This window comes from Leeuwenhoekiella blandensis MED217 (assembly GCF_000152985.1).
Classification (GTDB): Bacteria; Bacteroidota; Bacteroidia; order Flavobacteriales; family Flavobacteriaceae; genus Leeuwenhoekiella; species Leeuwenhoekiella blandensis.
Genome location: NZ_CH672395.1, coordinates 1341291 through 1362292, shown reverse-complemented (window position 1 = coordinate 1362292; position 21002 = coordinate 1341291). Strand labels below are relative to the sequence as shown.

The following is a 21002-nucleotide window of genomic DNA, read 5'->3' as shown; positions in this document are numbered from 1 at the left end:
TAGTTGAAAATCCTCGATGAATTCGTTTATCGGGGATTTTTTATGGTCGGTTGCCAGCGGCTTATTTTGTAGTTTTGCAGCATGCAAATTCAAGACACCATCGCTGCATTGGCTACTGCTCCGGGAGCAGGTGCTATTGCTGTAATTAGAGTTTCGGGAGCCGAAGCACTTGCTATAGTTTCTGATCTTTTTAAGGCTAAAAGCGGAAAAAAGCTTATCGACCAAGACTCACACACGCTTCATTTAGGAAACATTGTGGACGGTTCCCGGATCCTTGATGAGGCATTGGTTTCCATTTTTAAAGGAAAGCGCTCGTATACCGGCGAACCTACTGTTGAAATTTCGTGTCATGGAAGTTCGTATATCCAGCAGGAAATCCTTCAGCTTTTATTCAGAAACGGATGCCGCGCTGCCAAAGCCGGTGAATTTACTTTGCGCGCCTTCATCAACGGGAAAATGGATTTGAGTCAGGCGGAAGCTGTAGCAGACCTCATCGCCAGCGATAACGCCGGCGCACATCAGATCGCAATGCAACAAATGCGTGGCGGCTTTTCTAATGAGATCGCCCAGCTGCGTCAGGAATTGCTCAATTTTGCTTCACTTATCGAGCTCGAACTCGACTTTGCCGAAGAAGATGTGGAGTTTGCCAATCGGGAAGAATTTCAAAACCTGATCACTAAGATCACTCGTGTTCTCAAACGGCTTATCGATTCTTTTGCAACCGGAAATGTGATCAAAAACGGAATTCCGGTGGCCATCGTGGGCGAACCCAATGTAGGAAAATCTACTTTGCTGAATGCTTTGCTCAACGAAGAACGCGCGATTGTAAGCGACATTGCCGGTACGACACGCGACACTATCGAAGACGAGATCTCGATAGGTGGTATTGGTTTTCGGTTTATAGATACCGCGGGAATCAGAGAGACCGTAGATGTTATTGAAGGGCTTGGTATCAAAAAAACCTTTGAAAAGATCGCACAAGCACAGGTGGTACTTTACCTCATCAATTCGGAGAAGTTTAAAGATCAAGCCGAATTATTTACGGTAGAAATTCAAAAGATACGCAATCGCTTCCCCGACAAACCATTGGTCTTGGTAGCCAACAAGATCGATCACCTTTCGGAAACTGAGCAAGAATCGATCAATAAGCAACTTGCCGCACTTCTTTCCGAAGGCAACAAATCGGCCGTATTGCTTATTTCTGCAAAAACAGGAACCGGTGTTGAAGCGCTTAAGGAACAATTACTGCAATTTGTAAATACCGGTGCGCTGCGCAACAACGAAACCTTGGTAACCAACTCCCGTCATTACGACGCTCTACTGAAAGCTTTAGAAGAGATCGAGAAAGTACAAATGGGTATTGATGCAGGTCTTAGCGGGGATCTGCTCGCCATAGACATTCGCGAAGCGCTTTACCATTTTGGAGAGATTACCGGGCAGGTCACCAATGATGAATTGCTAGGGAATATCTTTGCTAATTTTTGTATCGGTAAATAAATCAGGAATTCATTCTGATGTCATTTGATATCAAATTAGCAAAAAACCCAACAAAATCAATGTTTCACGAACCTTATTTATTCACCATCATTTTCTCATAAATCACTTTTAATTAACCTTTTGTTACACCCCTGGTACACCTCAATGTTAAAATGTATATGCAAGGTGTACCAAAGTACACCTCGTTTGGCTTTTTTGAATTAATTTTACAAAAAGCTCATATTATGGTAATTAAGCTCAAAAAGAAAAAACTTACATCAGGAAAGTACAGTCTTTACATTGAATATTATAAAGGCAAGACCAGAGATGCCAACGGCAAACAAATTCATTCAAGAGAGTTTGAGTACCTTAAACAATATCTCTATATCAATCCTAAAAACGCACTTGAAAAGAGAGAGAATGAAGAAACACTTTTAAGGGCGGAACAAATATTATCCATTCGCCGAGCGGAATATGCTCAAGGTAAATATGGAATTAAAGATCGTAGCAAAGACAAATTACTATTTCTCTCTTATTACGATAAGTTAAAAGAAGAGCGCTATGAATCTAAGGGTAATTACGATAACTGGGATGCTGCCCAAAATCATATAGAAAGTTATTGCAAAACTAAGAATACCACTTTTGAAGATATAGATGAAAATTTTGTAGTAGGATTTAAGAAGTACCTCAATAAAAAAGCAAAGACTAAATCCGGCACTCTTTTATCTCAGAATTCAAAATATACATATTTCAATAAATTTAAAGCTGCTTTACGCCAAGCTTTTGAGGATGGTTATACCAATAGAAATTATGCCACTGCCGTGAAAGGTTTTGCCATGGGTGAAACGACGCGTGAATATCTCACGTATGAAGAATTGCAAAACTTAGCTAAAGCTGAATGTAAGCATCAAATGCTTAAAAATGCTTTCCTATTTAGTTGCCTTACCGGATTACGCTGGAGTGATGTCAATAAACTCACTTGGTCTGAAGTACGTGATGAAGAAGAAGGTTCCCGGCTTGTGTTTAAGCAGAAGAAAACAGCTGCCCAGGAATACCAATACTTATCGGATCAAGCACGTTCCATTCTAGGAGACCGAAAGCAAGAAAATGCACGTGTCTTTCAAGGATTAAAATACGGTGCTCATTTTAATGCAGAAATACTGCGCTGGTGTATGCGTGCCGGAATAACCAAGCACATTACCTTTCATAGTGCCAGACATACCCACGCCGTTCTGTTACTGGAGCACGGAGCAGACATCTATACCGTTTCCAAAATTCTTGGACACAAAGAAATTCGCACGACTCAGATCTACGCTAAAATTGTAGACACCAAGAAGAAGGAAGCAGCTTATTTGATTCCAAAATTGGAAATCTAAAATTTAATCTGTTGATAACTCTCAAAATCTGAGTTAGCTTAAATATTTATTGTTGAGATTTGGTATTCGCTTCACATTTTAAAATTTTTAATGCAATCATTTGATTTCATCTGAAAACAAACCACTTACACAATTATTATTAGTTGTTTTGTGAATAAAAACAGCCTAAGAAACTTCATACTAATTAATCCTGACTGTACTTTTAATTGTAGAATTCAAACATAAATAAACAAAGCGCTTTGTTCACTATTCACCTTAAAATCGAATATGATGAACACCATTAATTTAGACGAACGGCTAGCACGCATTGAATCGCTGTTACTTAGCCAGAAAAAAGTACTCAATCTTGATGAAGCCTGTGACTATACAGGTATGTCACGAAGCTATCTTTACAAATTGACCTCTACCGGCTGTATCCCACACAGCAAGCCAGGAGGTAAACTTATTTACTTTGATATCGATCTGCTCAACAACTGGCTTTTAGAAAATCAGCGTAAATCCCATTCGCAGATTGAGCAGGAAGCCCTTGAATACACCTTGAAAAAACGGTGATGCTACTCTAAACCCCTAATTCTAAAAGGATCAGGGGTTCTTTTCATTATTAATACTATTCATTATGAAAGCTATACCTTATAAAAGGGTGGGCACAACGTATTACAAGTTGGTGGCTGCTCCTACTATTGCCGGTCATTTCAATGAGTTTCTTGTGCATTGGAATATCGAGACCATCAAACAAGATCACGGTAAAGCCTATTTGACAAAAATCCCCAAATATGATGGGTTTACTTGTATTCCAAATCATATTAACTTTAAGCAGGAATACAAAGGCTTCTATAATATCTATTCACCACTAAGCAAAGAACCTCTTGAAGGTTCTTGTGAAACCACTATTGGTTTTCTTGAGCACATCTTTGGTAAGCAATTAGCATTGGGATTGGATTATCTACAACTGCTCTACACTAAACCTGTTCAAGTACTACCGATTCTTTGTCTGGTATCTAAAGAACGTTCCACCGGGAAAAGCACCTTTTTAAAATGGCTTAAATCTATTTTTGAGAACAACCTGACCTACCTTACAAATGATAGTTTTAGCAGTCAGTTCAATTCTGATTGGGCCAATAAACTCCTAATCTGTATTGATGAAGTACTCTTCAATAAAGAAGAGCTTACCGAACGCATCAAATACCTTAGCACCACCAATATCAATAAGCTCGAGGCTAAAGGAAAAGATAAACGCGAAGTGGAATTCTTTGGTAAGTTTATTCTCTGCAGTAACAACGAGGATAACTTCATTAAGATCGATGCCAATGAAACGCGTTTTTGGGTGTTGAAGGTGCCTTCTATTAAAAAAGAAAGCACAAACTTTTTGGAACATCTGATCGCGGAGATTCCGGCATTTCTTTATTTCCTATTCAATCGCAAACTAAGCACACCCCATCAGACGCGTATGTGGTTTACTCCTGGGCAGATTAAAACCGCTGCGCTTACCAAGCTTGTAAAAAATAATAGGAACCGCGTAGAAAAAGAGTTGGCCAGTATCCTGATGGGAGTCATTGAAAAATTTGATTTGGAGGAAGTGGATTTTTGTCCGCTGGATGCTTTGAATGCTTTGAACAAAACTCGAGTAAAGACAGATCTTACTCAGCTGCGCAGATTATTAAAAGTGGACTGGAACCTTACCAATCAACCCAACTCCAATCAGTATCGAAAATTTGTGATTTGGTCTGATGGTACCATCACCCTAATTGAGGCAAAAGGCCGCTATTTTACCGTAAAAAAGGAATTTCTGATCCAAAATTTTGATGAGACGATGACAGATGAAGGTGAGCCCACTGTTTATAAGGGCTGAAGCTGTCATCATTTTATCATCAAACTGTCATCAAAAAAATAAATGATGACAAAAATTAAGCTTAAAAAATCAAAAATGATGAAACGATGAATTTTTGATGACACGATAAAGCCAATGTTTACAAGGTCTAAGAGGGTTTGTCATCAAATCATCATTTTATTTCTAAAACTAGAGTGCAGATGAAAAAAGAAAAACTATCGTGTGAACAAGCCCGAAAAATATCCATCGTTAAGGCGCTGGCATTTTTAGGGCACCTTCCCACTCGCAATACGGAAAAGGAAGCTTGGTTTCTGAGTCCCCTGCGGTCAGAAACCCAAGCCTCCTTTAAAGTTTCAAAGAAATTAAACTGCTGGTACGATCACGGACTGGGTAAAGGCGGCAACTGCATCGATCTTATTTGTGAGCTTCAGAATATAGCTGTACGTGAAGCTTTAGCAATTTTAGCTCAAGTCAATACCGGAAGCTATGCGCTTCCAAAAGCACGAATACTGAAAGTAAACCGATCTGGAATTGTAATCAGACAGGTAAAACCGATTCAACATCCGGCATTATTAACCTATTTGAAAAATCGAAAAATTAGTCCGGTTGTAGCGCAGGGGTTTTGCAAAGAAGTGCATTATACCATAAAAGAGAAGTACGGTTTTTCAATTGGTCTAAAAAACAATTCCGGAGGATGGGATCTGAGAAATAAATATTTTAAAGCATCAAGCTCCCCAAAGGACTTGCGATGGATCACTAATGAATCTCAAAAACTAATTGTCATTGAGGGAATGTTTGATCTGTTATCTCTGGTTACACTTTTTCCAAACTTAAAACGGAAAGCTGATTTTCTGATTTTAAACTCCATTGCTTTTACTGAAAAAGCACTTCCCTATTTTGACACCTACACGACTGTTGAATTGTATCTCGATCAGGATAAAGCCGGAAGAAAAACAACCTCATTCTTTCTGAACAACAATGCTACGTGTATTGATAAATCCTGTTTCTATAAAGCGGAAAAGGACCTCAATGCCTGGCTGATGAAAACGCATTAAACTGATTTCTGGGAAGCAGGGCAAGATGTGTGGCTGTGGCCACAATCTTGCTTTGCTCCCGATGGTTGCAAAGAAAAAAACAAACGATGAAACGAGCACTTATCAAATTCAGATGTAGCGTGTATGAGAAAAAATTGCTGCAGGTAAAAGCAAAAGCTGCAGGCTTGAGCCTGAGTGCTTTTTGCAGAAGAAGTTTGTTGGAGCAACAGATCACCGAGCGGATGAATGAAGAACATATTCATACCTATAAAATGCTGGTGAAATATCACAACAATTTTAAACGCATCGGGAATATGTATAAAAAAGGTAATCCAAAACTTAGTGAGGAAGTCATTCAGGTAGCCGAAGAAATCAAGAAACATTTAAAAACCATAATGAAATGATTGGTAAAGGCAGTGCTATATCCAGTACCCTTGGCGCGTTGCGCTACGGTAATAACCCAGACAAACAAACAGAATTGGTATATAGCGATCTAGTAGTAGGCGATACTGCTGAAGAGATCACCCAAGAATTTAAAGCCGTGCAAGCGCTAAATCAAAATTGTGAGCGTAACACGTTGAGTTTTGTTCTAAGTCCAACGGTAACCGATGGAGCTCAAATGAACATCGAGGATTTAGGTAAACTCACTAAAACCTTTATTCAATATATGAAATTACAAGAGCGCCAGGCAGTCGCGTATGTACATCGGGACAAAGCACATACTCATGTGCATCTCTATGTGAATCGTATCGATCTAAAGGGTAAGGCTTATACTGATAGTTTTATTGGAAAGCAAAGTCAGTGGGCTGCTGAGCGGACCGCAAAGCAAATGGGTATTCAAACCGTGCAGGACGTTCAGCTTGAGAAAAATAAAGCCTTAGCACAGACGCGAGCCGAAATTCATAAAATTCATCAGCAGGCTATTCAAGGCTCCACTAAAGATCTTCAGACATACATCAATCGCATGCAAAAGCAGTACATTACCGTGATCCCGGTGATCAATAAATCCAAACAGCTGCAGGGGTTTCGTTTTGAATACAAAGGTCAAAACATTAAAGGAAGTGAAGTGCATCGCTCAATGTCGGCCAGTAATTTGCTTAAATCCATCAACCGCGCCAAAGCTGTTGTGTTATCCGGAGGAAGCATACCTATTGCACCAAGCCTGGCCAAAGCTGTGGCTAAGAAAGTATTAAAACTAGTAATCGATAAAGGAATTGGAATATGACTAAATTAGAACACCTATCAGAACTCCTGGTTGAAGAATTGCATACCTTCAAACAAGAGGTCAATCGCTTAGAACGGATTGAACAAAGTCTTAAGAGCACCTCCATACATGCAGATAGTACCCAAATTGAAAAGATAGTCGAAACGCACCTTAGAAAATTGGAATTGGATCAAATCTCGCATCAGGAAAATCGCAAGGAACTATTAAGAAAGATCAAGCATACAATAACGATCCCAAACTGGCTTGTAATCTTAGCCCTGCTACTTTTTCTTTCACAAGCATTTTGTATTATCTTTCTGTTGCTGCGCTAAGAAGTGTAATTGTAATTAATATTTCTTTCAAAAAGACCTGTCTTTTGTGAAGGCCTTTCCGAAAGAAAAAATTATACAGTGGTTCTAGCTTACCTTTCTTAGAAGAATATTATGTGTAATTTTCTTTATCTCCTTTTAACATCTCGACTAAACTGCGTATCCTTAATACCCTAACTTAATTTATTTCGCACATCAATATAATGATTTTGAACATCTTAAGCCTTAGACCATATGATATAAAAGTCTCCCATTATTTTCAAAGATCTATGAGAATGAAACTGTACCTCCAAACTTCGTAGACCGATATATTCTTAAGCTATAGAACTATTGCTTTTCGACAAAATAGAAACTATTATTTTTTACGCTTAGCTTTTGATTTTTTAAACTTAATTCAAGTATTGCCGTTTTACGTGGACCGACTTCCACATTTGATAAATGTGTATGTAAAACATATTTCATTCTACCTCTTTTATCATAAAAAAGGTCCCCGTGGCCTGTACCAGCGTTACTATCTAATTTCGAGATCAATGGATTTGTTTTCATTTTTTCCCAAGGTCCTAACGGAGTCCTACTTATAGCATAGCCGACTGCATAATCTGGATTTCTGTAATCATTAGCAGAGTATAACAAGTAATACAGTGCATCTTTTTTGAAAACCGTAGGTCCTTCGGCAACAGGCCAATCTGCATTTGCAGTATTTTCCCATGTCTCTTCTGCATTGATACATTCTCGCAACGTTTCCGGCTTTATGCTTTTGAGATCTGCGTTCATCTCGGCAACAAAAATACGGTTACCTTCTTGAAGCCGCACGTGATATAAATACACCTTATCCTCATCAAAAAATACATAAGGATCAATCTGCCGAACGGGAGCTTCCAATGCTTTGTTATCGTTTACAAATGGCCCTAAAGGACTGTCACTTGTTGCTATTGCTATGTTTTCATTTGCGGTGTAAGCCATATAATATTTGGCTTTATGTTTAAATATTTGCGGAGCCCAAAAGCCTTTATTTCCATAAGCATCGCCTTTTTTTAGCGCAAAACCATCAGATGATCCTACTGGGCCTTCCCAGTGTTTAAGATCTTTAGAAGTATATACTAAAAAACCGGAACCCTTTATAGTATTATCGCCTTTTGTACCATATAAATAATACATACCCTCATCTTCAAAAACTGTAGGATCTGCCAGATAGATTACATCATCTCTTTGGCTTTGTGCCCCTAATCTTAAACCTCCTAACAGAATCAGGAAATATAAAATGTATAATTGCATAATTTTTCAGTTTAGCATTAAACTCGTCCTTTATCTTATTTTCTTAAATCTTTAAACGCAACCACGTATATGGTTCATCACCATTTGTAGTAGATAGCATTTCAGTATAATTCGCCTCCCCGCGTTCTATTAAAGCAATACTAAACCCTAACTCCGTGTCGACTTGAAATCGATGATGCAAAACCTCCCAAGGAATTGCAATTTCTTGTATAACCCCCTCATTTTCGGCTACAGCAACTTGTAATTGTGGTGCTTCAATCTGATCCCAATTTCCGGCAGCTCCTTCATAAATAGCCACTTCACCTTTGACCGATATTTGGATTTTAAAGATTCCCGCATCAGGTCTTAGCTTATTTTGAGCCTGAGGATCTAAATATAGGATTGTCCCGTTTGCATTATTTTGTGTTGCAATTGTAGAAGCACCCTGATTATTTGTGGTCCGTGTAAGAATATATAAATTATTAGAATCTGCCGAAACAGTTCCACGCAACTGCGTATCCCCCATATGTCCAACAAATAATGGAAAATTATGTTCCCAAATATCTTCAGTTTGGGCTCCGTCAATATTAATCGTTGCACGTTCTGCTCGCAGTTGCGGAATTACATATCCTTTAATCATCCACACTTCGGAGTTATTCGCAGAGGAAAAGGCATTGGTAGTAGTTAATGCTAGAACCGTTCCGTCTTCTAAAACGGTGATACTATTCCATAGTGCAGATTTATTTTCAGGAATTACAAAAGGAGATGTTGTTCTATTGAAATTTTGGGCAATTTTGTTTCCTATCGCCACACGCATTTCAGCATTATTCAAATCCGTTCCTGCTCTGTTTTCAGTTCCTTGATAGGATAACAGTACCTCGCCATTGGCCAATTGAACAAGATCTGGAGCTCCTGCATATTCATCCTTCTCTAATGCATCTTGTAAAGCGTAACTTCGGTTAGGACTGCTAGCGCTAACGAAAGTTGACCAATTTTGAGTCAAGGTATTGCGTATAATATATGGCTTGAACTGATTATTATCACCATTATCTTCAATGGCATATACAATTTCTTCAGTATCCTTTAAATAAATAGGTGCTGGCATTCCGTCACGATGACCACTTCTAAAGCTAGTGATCTCAGGAGTTAAAGTCCAAGATAATCCGTTATCAGTAGACCGTAATATCGAAATGTTTTGCTCGTTAGAATTTCTGTAAATATTCTCATTAGAAAAATACAGTTGAATTTCTCCACTGGGCAGTTGTAAAAAAGTAGGTTCCCAGGCTCCATTTTCAAATAAGGTATCAGCGGTGTAGACCGTTTGGTCATTATGCCAAGACCTACCGCCATCTGAACTTTGTATAACTTTAATCGAAAAATGCTCATCTACAGATGCTGTATTTCCCGGTCTAGGATTATAAGCAAGTAAAATCGTTCCGTTTTTCAACTCAATAAGATCTGGAGTAGTATTGGATACACCATTTTTATAATCAGCCACAACTATGAGAGAAGACCAAGTTTGACCTAAGTCTGTACTCCTCTTAACCAATATCTTTCCATGGGATTCATACGTTACCACCAATGCCCCATCGGTCAACTGAATCACCCGAGCGTAACCATTATAGCCCACATCTCCCAATTCAGATATCTGTGTTTTTGTAGAAGCATCCCAGGCGATTCGTATACCAGTTACAGGTTCTTGTGTTGATATTTCAGATTCTGAATCACTGTGTTGGTCTATCTGCTCTGAGTCTGATAATTGATCTGCAGCACATTGAGTATTACAAAACCCGAATAAAAGACATATTGTAATTAAAAGTGATTTTTTCATAAAATAAAAACCGTCATTCAATATTTACCAAATGACGGATGTTTTTGTTATTTCGCATTTACTTCAGAAGTAAGGTCTGTAATCAAATCAGTCTCTGCTTTTCTATAAGGTGTTCCATCTGTATGAAAAATTTCATGAAACCACTCTTTGGGTTCCGAAGTATAGGTTTTCGTCCAACTATCCCAAGGATATTTAGTTTGACTTTTGCCATCTACAAAGCCCCAATTATACATTCCTACATTGTACTTTTTAGCTATAGGTAAAAAGCCTTCAAAGGTACTTCCGTTAGGTCTGGCCATATATTCTGTACATAAAATAGGTTTGCCATAACGCTGTAGATTTTTAATGTCTTTCTCAAAATCGGCAGGTACATCGTAATTGTGGAATGTAATAATATCCGACTGTTCCAATTGCATTTTATGAAACGGACTCATTGTTTTGGGATCACTCCAGTCTCCCGTCCATAAACCCGAAGTAAGTGGTTGTTTCGGATTGACAGATCGTGCCCATCCAAATGCCTTTTCCAATAGTGGCATTATCAACTCTGCTTTGTTTGGAATTTCTATTGCTTCATAGGAAGGCCCAGTCATATTATCTGGCTCATTCCAAATATCCCAACCTAAAATGCGATCGTCTGTTCTAAATGCTCCTATGGTTTCTTTTACATATAACTCTAATCTGCCGTATTGTGTACTATCTTTCAACACTTCCTGCCCAGGACTTTGTACCCACCCAGAGTTATGAACGTGTGGCTTGGGAGCTCGTTGTTCCCCTACCTTTGGAAAAGGATCCCAGCACGAATCAAATAGAACAAATAACGGTTTAATACCGTGACTATCCGCTATCTTTAAAAATTCATTCATACGATTATACAAGCCCTCCTTATCGCTTTTATGTAGTAGGTCATGTAAATAAACCCGCATGGTATTCATTCCAATATCTTCAGCCCAGCCTAATTCTTCGTCAATACGCTCTGGATCAAAACTCTCTTCTTGCCACATTTCTAATTGATTTATGGCATTACTCGGATTGAAATTAGCACCTACAAGCCAAGGTTGCTTAGCGTACCACGCGTTGGCCTCTTCTTGAGACCAGATTGCTCTGGTATTTTCAGAAATTGTATCGTTAGTATTGAGCGCAACCTCCTTAGAATCCTCTTTGGAATTCTTACACGAAAAAAGCATGCTTACCATTATAAGAGTTAGAATAAAACTTAGTCTTTTCATCAATTTTATATTTGACCCCTCAAAATACCTCCATACTTTACTTGGAGGCACTAGGGTTGTTAATATTGTGGATTTTGTTCCATATTAGGATTATTTTCTACTTCTACTTGTGGTAAAGGCAAACGAATATTCTTACCTATTTCAAAGTTTTTAAAATCGGGATCACGCTCTGCTATCGCATCTACAGACTCCTGCGTTTCTAAATCACCCCATCTTTTAAGATCTTCCCAACGCACACTTTCGCCAGATAATTCTAAAACACGTTCTATTTTAAGACGCTCTAGAAACAGATCACGATCATTTCCTATTTCAGGATATGCTGTAGCAAGCGGAGCCATATTTGCACGTGCTCGAACCTGATCAACATATTGATAAGCATCTGCCGTCATATCTAGTTCATTTAAAACTTCTGCATAACGCAATAGAATATCAGCATAACGAATTAATCGCCAGTTTACTTCAGAAAAATAATCTTCATTATCACGTTTATAATCACGCGCTCCCTTTCTAAACCAAGCCTCATCTTCTCCCCACTCCCAGTCTCTAGAGTAAGTTTTATCTCCAAAATCTTCAAATAGATCTGGATAAAAAAGAGAATGTTGCAATCGTGGATCTAGGTTGCCATCGACCGTTAATTCTTGCTTAAAAGCATTTACAAGCCAAAAACGGGCTTGTCCATCTGACCAGCCAATCCCGCGAGGGGCAAAAAACTGAGCTCTGGTACTTGATACGGCTGCGTTCGGTCCTTCTCCAGTACCACCTCTCCGCTGATCCCCAAACTGAATCTCATATACAGATTCTGAGTTATTCTCATTTATATCTGTAAAATTGTCCTTATAATTTGATACCAGACTATAGTTCGCTCCTTCTCCTACAACTAAAAAATCCAATGCAGTTTTTGCAGCACCCCATTGGCGCTGTTGCATATAAATTTTCGCAAGCATTGCTTTTGCTGCACCTTTTGTAGGACGTCCAAGATTCTCAGCATCCCATTGTAAGGGTAAATCTTCGAAAGCTTCATTGAGGTCTAATTCGGCTTGGCTGTAGATCTCCTGCTGAGTGGATTGCATCGGCAAATCATCTGGCTTTGAAGGCTCCAAAATAATAGGCGCATTCTCCCAAAGTAAGCCCACATAGTAATAATTCAACGCCCGTAAAAACTTAGCTTCTGCCAATATAGATTGCTTTCTTGTCGCATCATCAAACTCTATATCCGGCACATTTGCTAATACTTGATTGGCTCTAAAAATGGCTTTATAGGTATCTCTCCACGTCACACCATTACCCTCCCAAAAATTATAGTTGATATAATTAAAACGTGTCCAGTCTGCTAATTCTATCCACGGGCTTTGGCTGAAACCTTCATCTGAAGTTAAATCGAGTCTAAAAGACATCCATCTAGACCATAAGCCATCCTTATAAGACATTGCATAAATGGCATTAACACCTAACTCTGCATCATTCGGCGTCACCCAAAATTGATCTGTGGTCAATGCATTTGGGTTTTTAAGATCAAGCTCGTCTTCTTGGCAGGAAACTACCCCCAGAAGCGAACAGGTTACTGTAAGTATTGTTAGTATTTTTCTCATTTTATTACTGTTTTATTTAGAAACCAAATTCTACTCCTAATGAATAAGTTTGTACGTTAGGATAGGAACCTAAGTCTACACCTCGTTGAAAAATATTACTATTGCTGAACTCAGGATCTAGACCTTCATATCCCGTGATCGTGATTATATTTTGAGCAGAAAGGCTCAAACGAACTTTTGAAAATCCTATTTTTTCAAGAGTATTTTGAGGCAAACTATATCCTAATCCGATGTATTTTAAGCGGGCAAAACTTCCATCCTCTAACCATCTATCACTATCTGCCCGTGAATTGAGCGTTGTTCCTTTTACAATCCTAGGAAAATCGGTGTTTGGATTTTCTGGAGTCCAAGGTTGTACACCGGCCCGGTAATTACTATCGTCATCAAAACGATCTACTATACTGCGATATCCGTTGTAAACGGTAGCTCCGAAAGAACCAATCCAGTTCATTGAGAAATCAAAATCCTTATACGTAACACCTGCGTTGAAGCCCATCTCAAAATCTGGCCACGGGCTTGCTACAATTGATTTGTCTTCATTAGTAATTTCACCATCATCATTAAAATCAACGAAACGTATATCTCCTGGTACAGCTCCTGGCTGAATAACCTCTCCTTCAGAATTCGTATAATTGTTTATTTCGTCTTGACTCTGAAACAAGCCGTCAGTTTGCAATACATACCACATACCCACAGGACCGCCTGCTCTGGTTATAGTATTTCCTTGAATACTTTCATTTAAACCATTCCCTAGTTTAACCAACTTATTGTTAAGTTTCGTGAAGTTTAAAGAAGCATTGAAACTTAAATCATTATTGATGACTTTGTTATAGGCTATATTCAATTCAAAACCTTTGTTCTCAACGGTTGCTGCATTTGCAATAGGGTTTCCACCATCATTACCTGTCGATAATAAAATTGGAAAACCAAACAGCACATTTTCGGTCTTTGCAATAAAGTAATCTGCTGTTATTTGAAGTTTATTTTTAAATAAGGCTAGATCCAAACCTAGATTGGTCTGTTTTAAGGTCTCCCACTGCAGTTCTGAATTAGCAAGTCTGACCTGTGTAGCGGATGGGGTCAAGTTCTGACCTGTACCTAAAACTATCGCACCAAAGGTGTTTATAAATCCTTGATACTCATAATTGCCTATGTTCCCACTCCCTAACTCTCCATAACTTGCACGTAGTTTCAAGTCACTAATGGATTCTATATTAAAAAAAGATTCGTTACTCAAACGCCAGGCTAACGAGAGTGACGGAAAATTAGACCATTTATTAGCATCACTAAAGCGTGAGGAGCCATCTCTTCTGAATACTGCATTCAATAAATACCGGTCGTCATAATTGTATTCCAATCTTCCTAAGTAAGAAAGTAAGGAAGCTTCATTTCTAAATCCACCTACTTGTGCTTGATCCCCTAAATCTAAAACGTCAAAGTATTCTCCAGTATTCGGGTTGACAAGCAAATTTCTCTTTAATCCATTTATTTGTTCGTAGCTATCCTTCTGATACGTCGTACCTGCTAGAACTGTAAGACCGTGCTTCCCAAAATCGTGGGTAAAAGTCAACGTATTTTCTAATAATTTCGTTTGGGATTGGGCCCTGTTTTGATTGGTAAATGATGCCTCATAAGGTTGATTCAACGTCCAGCTACCTTCTTTTCTCAAATATTTGAAATTGTCAAAACTAGTCTCATAGCCAAAACTCGCTCGATACTTTAAAAAAGGAAAGGGATTGAGCTCCGCCCATACGTTACCTCGAATTCTAAAGTTTTGTATCGATTGATCAATAAGATTTGAAATGGCCACTGGATTCGCAGCAAAAGTATTTGCGACTCCAGATTTACCATAACCATATCCACCTGGATTATCTTCATCATATACTGGAATAGTAGGAAATAATCTTACTACATCAATAAATGGATTTCCACGTAACGCTTCCGGTCCACCTATTTCATTATTTTTAGAGTTAGAAAGCGCTAGATTCTCACCAATACTAAAAATTCCCTTGGTACCACTACTGTTTACCCTAAAGGATACTCGATCAAATTTTGTACCTATTACAGTTCCTTTATTACCAAAATAATTACCAGACATAAAGTAAGAGGAGTTTTCTCCACCGCCAGAAAAACTTACATTCTGATCTTGAATAAGGCCTGTACGGAATACTTCTTCCTGCCAATCTGTGTTTACATCTAGGTTTAAATCTTGCCTAGGAATACCAGCATTATCATAAGCCATATTGTTTAAACGAACAAACTCTTCTTGCCCGGCTAAATCATATCGAGGAACCTCAGTTACACTCCATTTTGAGCTCACTGAAACTTGCAAGGGCCCCTGTTTACCCTTTTTAGTAGTAATAATTATTACCCCGTTTGCCGCTCGTGAACCATAGATTGCAGCTGCAGCTGCATCCTTAAGGATTTGAATAGACTCAATATCATTAGGGTTAAAATCACGGTTGGCCGTGGTCACTAATCCATCTATCACGTATAGCGGATTGGCATTTTGAAGATTTTTTAAGCCACGAATTTCAATTTTGGCCTCTTGCCCTGGTTGACCACCACCACGCACATTAACCCCAGTCGCCAAACCTTGTAAACTTTCAGCTACCGTAGTTGTTTGTCTTTTCTGAATTTGGTCAGATTTAACCACCGATATAGCACTGGTAAGATCTTTTTTATCTTGGGTACCATACCCCACTACAACGATTTCGTCTAAAGTTGCAACATCTTCTTGCAATTGAACATCAACTACTTTTTGATCTCCAACCGGAACTTCTAATGTTTTAAACCCAACATAGCTGAACACCAATATCTGATCGCTTGCTGCTGATATGGAATAAATACCATCAAAATCAGCAGAAGTTCCTTGTGATGTGCCCTTAATTAAAATGTTTGCAAATGGAATAGGCTCTCCAGTTGTAGTGGTAACAGTTCCTGTGATTTCTGTTTCTTGCGCAAACGATTGATTAAAGCAAAAAACAATCAAAGTCAGGAATAAGATCGACTTTAAATTGTTACGTAAATTAGTTTTCATAGAATTTCATTTGAAATTTTAGTTTTAGTTAATTGAGACGATTTAATGAAGTTTTCAATTATTAAACACCCTTAAAACGAAAAAGGCTTATTGCCCTAATTTAACAATACTTTACTTTTTGATATTCAATTCTATTAATACCTCAATAGAAAGGGTGTTATTTTATCATTTCGCCTCACTACAAAGGAGATTATTTTAATTCGAAAGTTCATTGAATTGGTGTTTCAATCTTTCGACGCTTCTGTTCATCTTTAAGAAAAAGTTAAGTTTTAGACCTTTTGAAACAAATCGTCGAAGTATAGGACGGATGTATTAATTCAAATCGTGTTTTAATTACGTGCTTTGTATTTATGAAATTCAGTTTTTTCCTAATTGCAACTTTTTGGATCGTCAATAGCTATTGTCAAAGTCCCAATTTTCATCATTATAGAGTGGAAGATGGCTTATCCCATAATTCGGTGATTAGTATGTTGCAAGATCATCGAGGATTTATGTGGTTTGGAACTAAAGATGGACTCAATAGGTTTGATGGATACAGCTATAAAATTTTTCAGCATAACCCAAATGATTCCAGTAGTATAGGAAGCAATTTTATTCGTTGTCTATATGAGTTCGACAACACCCTATGGGTAGGCACAGATACCGGTCTTTTTAAATACCACGAACAAACCGAATCGTTTAGTCTCTTAAATAGTACAAAAGATCTACCTATTCTTGACATCACCCACGATAATAAAGGAAACATCTGGTATATAGCCTCAGGAAATTTATATAAGAAATCTCTTATTGATAATTCTGAAGAAGTTTTTAAAGAGGCCAATTTCTCATTTATATCCAAAAGTGAAAACGGCAAAATCTACGTTTCAAGTTTTGAGCAGATATACACCTATGTTGAAGATACCAATTCTTTACAGCAACTTTATCTGGGTTTTAACTCTAGTGGAAATGTAAACATTACCGAAATCGCAGCAGACATTGCTGATGACACCTTATATATAGGTACTAAAGATAACGGTGTACTGACGCATACTCTCGTGAATAACCACACTACAAGTTTATTTTCAGAGAAAGAAAATCCATTATTTGTCAGAAAATTTCTAAGGAAAAATAAATACGAACTATGGATTGCAAGCGAATCTGGAATTTTTATTTACAATCTTAAAACTAAAGTTTTAGACAACTTTAAAAAAAATTACAATAATCCCTACTCTATATCTGATAATGCCATTTACTGCCTGGTTCTTGACCAAGAAGATGGGGTTTGGATAGGCACTTATTTTGGTGGTGTAAATTATTTCCCAAAAGAATACACCCCTATTAAACGTTACTTTCCACGAGTGGGTGAAAACTCTATTAGTGGCAATGCTGTCAGGGAAATTCAAAAGGATAATTACGGTAATTTGTGGATTGGAACTGAAGATGCAGGTTTAAACCGCCTGAACCCTCAAACAGAAATATTTAAAAATTATGCTTCAGTAAAAAATAAAGGCCCCATTGCTCATTATAATATTCATGGGTTACTAGCTCGCAATGATGAATTGTGGATAGGTACATTTGAACACGGTCTTGATGTGATTAATATCAAGACTGGAAAATTAATCAAGCATTATGGCTCTGGGAAAAATGGCGAGGGGTTACGCAGTGACTTTATACTCTATATTTTTGAAGCCAAAAACAAAGATCTTTATGTGCTAACCTCTGCGGGAATTCATCGCTTTCAAGAAGATTTAAATGAATTTGAAGTTGTAACAGCTTTTCCCGAAGCCTATCATTACACCTATTTAATTGAAGATCATCAAGGGGTTTTGTGGGCGGGAACTTATTGGGATGGTTTGTACTATTACAATCCTAAAAGCGGGGAAAAAGGCTTTTTTAAATACAACAGTAAAGATCCGAACAGTATTAGTACTAATGTCATTAATGGTATTTTTGAAGACTCAGAAAACCGGCTATGGGTGACCACGGAAAACGGCCTTAATAAATACAATCCTGAACAGAAAAATTTTAGAAGAATAACCAAAAGTGATGGACTCCCAAGCAATGTAACTTATTCTATTCTTGAAGATCAAAATAAAGATTTATGGATTAGCACTTCCAGCGGTCTTGTAGAATTCAATCCTGTTAATGAGAAGATTAAAGTTTTTACTAAATCGAATGGTTTATTAAGTGACCAGTTTAATTACAGTTCAGCATTTAAAGACGAATCAGGTGTCATGTATTTTGGTAGCGTTAACGGTCTGGTCAGCTTTAACCCTGATACCTTTATTAAAAACACATATCAGCCACCCATATATATCACTGATATTCAAATTAACAACAAAGAAGTAAGTGTCAAGAATGCTAATTCACCTCTAAATAAATCAATTTCCTTTTCAAGTAAATTGAGTCTTACTCATAAACAATCCACATTTAAACTTGAATTTGCTACCCTGAGTTATACCGCACCTGAGATGACCAAATATTGGTATAAACTAGAAGGTCTTAACGATAACTGGATAAGCCTAGGTAAAAATCACGAGGTCAATTTCACTCAACTTCCCCCCGGCACATATTTATTTAGAGTTAAAGCATTAAATAGCCACGGTGTTTGCAGTACTAATGACGATTTTCTAGAAATTGAAATAACACCTCCATTTTTTGCCAGTAGAACCGCATACTCCTTATATATTCTCTTGTTTATAGTTATAGCGTTTTTATCGCTTCAATACTATCACCGCTATACTAAGGATAAAAATAATAGCAGAATACGTCAGCTGGAAAATGCTAAAGAAAAAGAAATCTATCAAGCAAAAATTGAATTTTTCACCAATATTGCTCACGAAATACGCACACCGCTGACCCTGATAAAGAGCCCCTTAGAAAAGCTTTTAAAAAGCTCTTATAAGTCCCCCGAAATACCCAAAAATTTGGGTATTATGGAGAAAAACACCTCAAGACTTTTAAACCTTGTAAATGAATTGCTCGATTTTAGAAAAACGGAAATGCAGCATGTAAAACTGAATTTCGTAGAGGTCAACATCAATGAGATTCTTGAAGAGACCTATGTACGTTTCAGTCAGATGATTCAAGAAAAACAACTCGAATTTTCACTTTTAAAAACAGAAGAACCTATCTACGTATTTGTAGATGAAGAAGCCATAAAAAAAATATTGAGTAACCTTTTTAACAATGCTATTAAATACTCTAAAAGCAAAGTCTTAATCAATCTCAAATTAGTAGAATCAGACTTTCTAATAACGATACAAAACGACGGAAAATTAATCCCAACGGAACTTCAAAAACGAATCTTCGAACCTTTTTACCGCGTTCCAGGAGATCGCCTTAATCTAGGCACAGGAATAGGGTTATCACTCGCTCACTCTTTGACCGAGCTGCACCACGGTAGCTTATATTTTGAACCACAGATAAAAATGAATACGTTCATCTTACAAATGCCTATTCATCAATCTGAAGGTTTAAAAAATGTGCACAAACACTATGATTCCATAGGTACTCATCCATCTACTCACGGCACACCGAATCTTAATAAAAATATACCGACTATTTTAGTTGCCGAAGACAACCGAGAGCTTGCAGATTTCATGTATTCAGAACTGTCTTCTATTTATAATGTTATAATAGCCTGGAACGGTGAGAAAGCCTTAGACTATATTTCGAAATACGAAATTCAACTTGTAATAAGTGATGTCATGATGCCAATTTTGAATGGAATTGAATTATGTCGATTTATCAAAGAGGACATTAAATCTAGTCACATCCCTGTAATCCTATTAACAGCTAAAAGTGCTTTAAACGCAAAAATTGAAGGCTTAGAATCAGGTGCAGATGCCTACATTTCAAAACCATTTTCAATGGATCATGTTTTAGTACAAATCTCGAACCTTCTTGAAAATAGAAGAACGATTTTAGGGCATTATAGTAGTTCGCCTCTAGCCCATTTGAAGTCATTGTCAACCTCTGTCTCCGACCAAAATTTTCTTTCCAAATTGGATACGGTAATTTTGCAAAACTTAGAAGAGCCTCATCTTAATGTAGAGTCATTAGCTCGCTTAATGAATATGAGCCGATCAACATTATACCGAAAAATAAAAGAAATCTCTGAACTATCCCCCAACGAACTCATAAATGTAAGTAGACTCAGAAAAGCAGCATTTCTATTGAAAACATCAAACAAGAAAATTTTTGAAATCGCTGAGGAGGTTGGTTATAAATCACAAACCAACTTTGGCCGAAATTTTCAAAAGCACTTTGGAATGCCACCATCTGAATTTTTAAAGAAAGTTGATTAAATTTAGGTATATAAAGCGATTCATAGAAAGGTAGACTTTGAGTTGTTATACTATAAGGCGAGTATTTTAAGGCAAACCTTATATTTAATCTCTAAATATGTCTTGATTTTTGATCCTAGCCAGCATAAATTAGAACCTTTATTTAACCTAATATTCTTTAGGTGACTCAGCTCAGGCCAATTATTTATGTATGATCGTGTATAGGTTTTGGGCAGCTCTCCACTTCATAAGTATTTATCCTTCCACAGAATTGGTCGCTATCTAAATGCAGCGCTAAAGAACTTGCACGAGAATCATACAATGTAATTTCACGTAATGATCCTCATGTTTTCCCATTTATAAGATTATCATAGAAGTAGATTAACCCAACTTTTTCTATTCCGCTACTTTGTAAACTCAAGGTTAAGCTTCTAACTAAAACCATTTACTATTTAAGATTTAGATAAAATTAAGTTAATCCAATTGGAAGATATAAGCCGTTTTTTTGTCTTCAAAGAAAATTCTAACCTCTTAATGACCCTATTAT

The 21002-nt window shown here is 37.5% G+C and carries 14 protein-coding genes; 9 read left to right on the top strand and 5 right to left on the bottom strand.

Annotated elements, in window-relative coordinates; genetic code table 11:
• Window positions 1-81 precede the first annotated feature (81 nt).
• The 8 genes from mnmE (at window position 82) to MED217_RS05905 (ending at window position 7250) form a co-directional block, all read left to right on the top strand.
• Window positions 82-1497 carry a tRNA uridine-5-carboxymethylaminomethyl(34) synthesis GTPase MnmE gene (gene mnmE / locus MED217_RS05940; RefSeq protein WP_009779581.1) on the top strand — a complete coding sequence of 472 codons (1416 nt, stop codon included), beginning with the start codon at window positions 82-84 and terminating at the stop codon, window positions 1495-1497.
• Between the two features lie 224 nt (window positions 1498-1721).
• Window positions 1722-2852, top strand: coding sequence for a site-specific integrase (locus tag MED217_RS05935; RefSeq protein WP_040533288.1), 1131 nt, complete (start codon window positions 1722-1724; stop codon window positions 2850-2852).
• Between the two features lie 270 nt (window positions 2853-3122).
• On the top strand, window positions 3123-3404 hold the full coding sequence (locus tag MED217_RS05930) for a helix-turn-helix transcriptional regulator (RefSeq protein ID WP_009779579.1): 282 nt from the start codon (window positions 3123-3125) through the stop codon (window positions 3402-3404).
• A gap of 64 nt (window positions 3405-3468) precedes the next feature.
• Window positions 3469-4701 carry a primase-helicase family protein gene (locus MED217_RS05925; RefSeq protein ID WP_009779578.1) on the top strand — a complete coding sequence of 411 codons (1233 nt, stop codon included), beginning with the start codon at window positions 3469-3471 and terminating at the stop codon, window positions 4699-4701.
• Between the two features lie 179 nt (window positions 4702-4880).
• On the top strand, window positions 4881-5735 hold the full coding sequence (locus MED217_RS05920; RefSeq protein WP_009779577.1) for a toprim domain-containing protein: 855 nt from the start codon (window positions 4881-4883) through the stop codon (window positions 5733-5735).
• Window positions 5736-5821: 86 nt separating this feature from the next.
• On the top strand, window positions 5822-6118 hold the full coding sequence (mbpA, locus tag MED217_RS05915) for a mobilization protein MbpA (protein WP_009779576.1): 297 nt from the start codon (window positions 5822-5824) through the stop codon (window positions 6116-6118).
• Window positions 6115-6939: a relaxase/mobilization nuclease domain-containing protein gene (locus MED217_RS05910; protein ID WP_009779575.1), complete on the top strand. Its 825-nt coding sequence runs from the start codon at window positions 6115-6117 to the stop codon at window positions 6937-6939. Before mbpA ends, MED217_RS05910 begins: the two co-directional genes overlap by 4 nt.
• Window positions 6936-7250, top strand: coding sequence for a DUF6730 family protein (locus MED217_RS05905; protein ID WP_009779574.1), 315 nt, complete (start codon window positions 6936-6938; stop codon window positions 7248-7250). Before MED217_RS05910 ends, MED217_RS05905 begins: the two co-directional genes overlap by 4 nt.
• Window positions 7251-7574: 324 nt before the next feature.
• Here MED217_RS05905 and MED217_RS05900 read toward each other — a convergent pair whose 3' ends face one another.
• The 5 genes from MED217_RS05900 to MED217_RS05880 are packed head-to-tail and all read right to left on the bottom strand — an operon-like array spanning window position 7575 to window position 16187.
• The gene (locus tag MED217_RS05900) at window positions 7575-8522 is read right to left on the bottom strand and encodes a glycoside hydrolase family 43 protein (RefSeq protein WP_009779573.1); all 948 of its coding nucleotides are present in this window, start codon (window positions 8520-8522) and stop codon (window positions 7575-7577) included.
• Window positions 8523-8565: 43 nt separating this feature from the next.
• Complete coding sequence (locus tag MED217_RS18475; RefSeq protein WP_154648914.1) at window positions 8566-10332, bottom strand: exo-alpha-sialidase; 1767 nt, start codon at window positions 10330-10332, stop codon at window positions 8566-8568.
• A gap of 47 nt (window positions 10333-10379) precedes the next feature.
• Entirely contained in the window at window positions 10380-11558 is a 1179-nt protein-coding gene (locus tag MED217_RS05890) for a glycoside hydrolase 5 family protein (RefSeq protein ID WP_040532616.1), read from the bottom strand.
• A gap of 59 nt (window positions 11559-11617) precedes the next feature.
• Window positions 11618-13147, bottom strand: a complete 1530-nt coding sequence (locus MED217_RS05885; RefSeq protein WP_009779570.1) for a RagB/SusD family nutrient uptake outer membrane protein — start codon at window positions 13145-13147, stop codon at window positions 11618-11620.
• 16 nt (window positions 13148-13163) lie between these two features.
• Window positions 13164-16187: a SusC/RagA family TonB-linked outer membrane protein gene (locus MED217_RS05880; protein ID WP_009779569.1), complete on the bottom strand. Its 3024-nt coding sequence runs from the start codon at window positions 16185-16187 to the stop codon at window positions 13164-13166.
• Between the two features lie 350 nt (window positions 16188-16537).
• Between MED217_RS05880 and MED217_RS05875 the strand changes: the two genes are divergently transcribed.
• Window positions 16538-20476, top strand: coding sequence for a two-component regulator propeller domain-containing protein (locus MED217_RS05875; RefSeq protein WP_040532613.1), 3939 nt, complete (start codon window positions 16538-16540; stop codon window positions 20474-20476).
• The last annotated feature ends 526 nt before the right edge of the window (window positions 20477-21002 follow it).

Coding starts and splice junctions, on each gene's coding strand:
- MED217_RS05880 (WP_009779569.1), bottom strand. CDS start 16,187: ATGAAAACTAATTTACGTAACAATTTAAAGTCGATCTTATTCCTGACT.
- MED217_RS05890 (WP_040532616.1), bottom strand. CDS start 11,558: ATGAAAAGACTAAGTTTTATTCTAACTCTTATAATGGTAAGCATGCTT.
- MED217_RS05935 (WP_040533288.1), top strand. CDS start 1,722: ATGGTAATTAAGCTCAAAAAGAAAAAACTTACATCAGGAAAGTACAGT.
- MED217_RS05930 (WP_009779579.1), top strand. CDS start 3,123: ATGAACACCATTAATTTAGACGAACGGCTAGCACGCATTGAATCGCTG.
- MED217_RS05925 (WP_009779578.1), top strand. CDS start 3,469: ATGAAAGCTATACCTTATAAAAGGGTGGGCACAACGTATTACAAGTTG.
- MED217_RS05900 (WP_009779573.1), bottom strand. CDS start 8,522: ATGCAATTATACATTTTATATTTCCTGATTCTGTTAGGAGGTTTAAGA.
- MED217_RS05875 (WP_040532613.1), top strand. CDS start 16,538: ATGAAATTCAGTTTTTTCCTAATTGCAACTTTTTGGATCGTCAATAGC.
- MED217_RS05885 (WP_009779570.1), bottom strand. CDS start 13,147: ATGAGAAAAATACTAACAATACTTACAGTAACCTGTTCGCTTCTGGGG.
- MED217_RS18475 (WP_154648914.1), bottom strand. CDS start 10,332: ATGAAAAAATCACTTTTAATTACAATATGTCTTTTATTCGGGTTTTGT.
- mnmE (WP_009779581.1), top strand. CDS start 82: ATGCAAATTCAAGACACCATCGCTGCATTGGCTACTGCTCCGGGAGCA.
- MED217_RS05910 (WP_009779575.1), top strand. CDS start 6,115: ATGATTGGTAAAGGCAGTGCTATATCCAGTACCCTTGGCGCGTTGCGC.
- mbpA (WP_009779576.1), top strand. CDS start 5,822: ATGAAACGAGCACTTATCAAATTCAGATGTAGCGTGTATGAGAAAAAA.
- MED217_RS05920 (WP_009779577.1), top strand. CDS start 4,881: ATGAAAAAAGAAAAACTATCGTGTGAACAAGCCCGAAAAATATCCATC.
- MED217_RS05905 (WP_009779574.1), top strand. CDS start 6,936: ATGACTAAATTAGAACACCTATCAGAACTCCTGGTTGAAGAATTGCAT.